3 protein-coding genes are annotated in these 2,830 nt (G+C 61.7%); all 3 read right to left on the bottom strand.

The annotated features are described in order from the left end of the window. Positions 1-151: 151 nt before the first annotated feature. Complete coding sequence (locus AB4Y35_RS42050) at positions 152-1,801, bottom strand: IS66 family transposase (protein ID WP_368692976.1); 1,650 nt, start codon at positions 1,799-1,801, stop codon at positions 152-154. 97 nt (positions 1,802-1,898) lie between these two features. Further along, positions 1,899-2,252: an IS66 family insertion sequence element accessory protein TnpB gene (gene tnpB / locus AB4Y35_RS42045; protein ID WP_368692734.1), complete on the bottom strand. Its 354-nt coding sequence runs from the start codon at positions 2,250-2,252 to the stop codon at positions 1,899-1,901. Continuing rightward, a complete protein-coding gene (locus AB4Y35_RS42040; RefSeq protein ID WP_368708798.1) occupies positions 2,252-2,743 on the bottom strand; it encodes a transposase in 492 nt (163 codons plus the stop codon). The genes tnpB and AB4Y35_RS42040 overlap by 1 nt, the downstream gene beginning before the upstream one ends. Between the last annotated feature and the right edge of the window lie 87 nt (positions 2,744-2,830).

Genomic DNA, 2,830 nt, shown 5'->3' with positions numbered 1-2,830 from the left:
GTAAGCGATGAATTCTCCACACCGAATGTAGAATCGTTCGCAACCAGCGGGCGAGCGTAGCTGCATCGCGACGGTCGCGATCGACCGGCGATGTCTGCGTCAGGATGGTGAGCCTGTGCGTCGGGCTGCGTGCTGACGCGCAGCCAGTTTGTCAGTGGGCCTGCGTCTTTTCCCGCTGTTGCTGGGCGTAGCGGAACGGCAGCAAATCAGTCACATCAGCGTCCGGTGCGCGCTGCGGCATTTCGGTGAGTATGTGCATCAGGTAGTCATAGGGATCGACACCACACGCCCTGCACGTCAACATCAAACTGTACACGGTGGCACTCGCCTTCGCGCCATCGGTAGTATCACTAAATAACCAGTTTCGCCTTGCCACGGCAAACGGCCTGACGTCACGTTCGCAAACATTATTATCTACCGGAGCCCGGCCATCAGTCACGTAACGGCTCAGATACTGCCACTGGTTGCGCGTGTACGCGATTGCCTTTCCGAGCAGACTCTGCGGCGCTACATTCGGCGCCAGTTCGTCGAGCCATGCCTTGAAGGCGTCGAGCAGCGGCACACTGTGCTTCTGGCGCAACTCGTATGTGAATTCGGCACGTGTCTTCCCGGCGGGCAGATCGCCTTTGGCCAGCGCCTCGACACGGTATAGTGCCTGGAAGTACTCGAGCGCCTTCGCTACACGGGCGTTCGGCGCCTTCTTTGCACCAGTGGCATCTTTTTTCGCAGCCGCCTTGTCGGCCTTGACGTATAGCCGGCGTGCATGGGCCAGGCAACCGAAGTGCGTAGCCTTCTTCAGGGTGCGCCAGGCGCTATAGCCGTCGGTCATCAGCATACCGCTGTAGTCGCCCAGAAACTTCTTTGGATGTTCCTGGCCGCGCCCTGCCTGGTAGTCGAACAGCACCACCGGTTCGGCACAGTCCTCAGCACCGCGATATATCCACATATAACTTTTGTTCTGTGGAGAACGGCCAGGCTCCTTGAGCACCTGCAGCGTCGTTTCGTCACCGTGGATCAAGGATTGCGAGAGCAGCGTCTTGAGCAGTGCATCGTACAGACGGGTGTAGTAGAGCTCGCTGGGGCGGATGATCCAGTTCGCGAGCGTGCCGCGACTCACGGGAATCTGCCAGCGTGCGAGCACGTTCTGCATCCGGTACAGCGGCATGCCGTCGGCGTACTTTGCGGTCGTGACCGTCGCGATCACCGACGCGTCGGCATGACTGCCCGGAATCGGCTGGACCGGCATGGGCGCAAGCACAACCGGGGTACGTTCGGCATGGCGTTCGCAATGCCGGCAGGCCCATTTGGAGCGCGCGTTCTGCAGGACGGTCCATTTGACTTCGACATGCAGCTGTTCGCTGACGTCCTCGCCGATGCGATGCATCGCATTGCCGCAGCATGGGCAACCTCGCTGGCCCTCCGGCAGATCGTATTCAACACGTTCGCGCTTGAGATAGGCCGGCAGTGGCGTACGGCCCGCCTTGCGTCGTTCAGGCTGACCGGGCGGGGGCAGTCCGGTCTCGGGCAGCGCTGGCTGGACACTTTCGTCGTCTTCGTCGGAGGGTTCGGTCCGGGCGATCTGTTCGGCCTCGTCGAACACACGATCCTTGCTCTTCTCGCTCTTTGGAGCGTAGCGTTCAGCCTGCAGCAGGCGGATCTGCTCCTCGAGTTGCCCGATGCGCTGGTTGAGCTCGCCGATCTGGGCGTCGCGCTGGGCAATGCCCTTTGTCGCGCGCTCTTCGAGATCGCGGATATAGCCCCTGACGGCCTTGGGTACGTGCTTGAGATCGGGTGGATTCATGCGCCCCAGGATAGCGGAGCACGGCGCGCCGCAGGTTTACGTCAAACTGTAAAAAGCGCGCCGCCGTTGTTTACGTGCAACGTGTCTTTTGGGCAGACTAGCTCGCGTGCAGGTAGCGACGTACGGGATGGCGACGAACGGCGTCGATGTCGATACCGTCGAGCAGCCAGTGGAGCTGCTCCGTCGTCATCTCGATGACTTCCTGAGGCCGCTTCGGCCAGACGAAACGGTCTTCCTCGAGCCGACGCAGCAGCAGCCAGAAGCCGGTGCGCTCATACAGCAGGAGTTTGACGCGATCGCATTTGCGATTGCGGAACGCATACACGGCGCGGGCGAGCGGGTCCAGCTGCATCGACTCCGTGACCAAGGCCGCGAGCGTGTTGATGCCGCAACGGAAGTCGACAGGCTCGCGACAGAGGTAGACCTTCAGATCGGGATCGAAGCGCAGCATCACCTCGCCCTCAGCGCATCGATCATCGCCGTGAGTAGTGCCGTATCCTGCTGGTCACATTCGAGTTCAAGGCTGACGCCGTTGGGCAACTGCGCCACCAGGCGCGAAGGCAGTGGTGCACGTTGCGAGGGTCGCATCGGCTCGTGCCGCGTCGCAGCCGGCTGGGCGTCAGACAGGGATGCCCTGGCTGACAGGTGCCCAGGCCCGGCATCGACCACTTCCAGAACAGGAACGAATGCCGGCGTACGGGCTGGTGCCGGCGGCCGTCCAGGTCGGCGGCGTGTCTTTGTCCGATCGATGGAGATCCACTTGCGAAGCTGGTTGGCGTTTACGCCGGCCTTGAGCGCAAGCCCGACCACTGAGGCGCCGGGCTCCTGGCACGCCGCGATCAGCTTGCGCTTGCTATCGCGGTCGTACCGGTTCTTGCCGTCGGCCGATTTGCCGATTACCCGCAGGGGCAGGAAGTCAAAGTCAGTTTGTGGGTCAGTCATGATCTGCGTCCGCAGTGTGTAAGTTGCGGACGCAATCTTGATCCCTGTTACCCGCAGGTTCCAGATGAGCCGAAATTACCGCTTACG

The sequence above is a fragment of the Paraburkholderia sp. EG286A genome (assembly GCF_040965375.1).
In the GTDB taxonomy this organism is placed as follows: domain Bacteria; phylum Pseudomonadota; class Gammaproteobacteria; order Burkholderiales; family Burkholderiaceae; genus Paraburkholderia.
Note: the sequence above shows the minus strand (reverse complement) of the source record. Positions and strands in the feature narration are given on the sequence as shown.

Bases quoted from the DNA above. Each gene is read 5' to 3' on its own strand.
- AB4Y35_RS42040 (WP_368708798.1), bottom strand. From the start codon at position 2,743: ATGACTGACCCACAAACTGACTTTGACTTCCTGCCCCTGCGGGTAATC.
- tnpB (WP_368692734.1), bottom strand. From the start codon at position 2,252: ATGCTGCGCTTCGATCCCGATCTGAAGGTCTACCTCTGTCGCGAGCCT.
- AB4Y35_RS42050 (WP_368692976.1), bottom strand. From the start codon at position 1,801: ATGAATCCACCCGATCTCAAGCACGTACCCAAGGCCGTCAGGGGCTAT.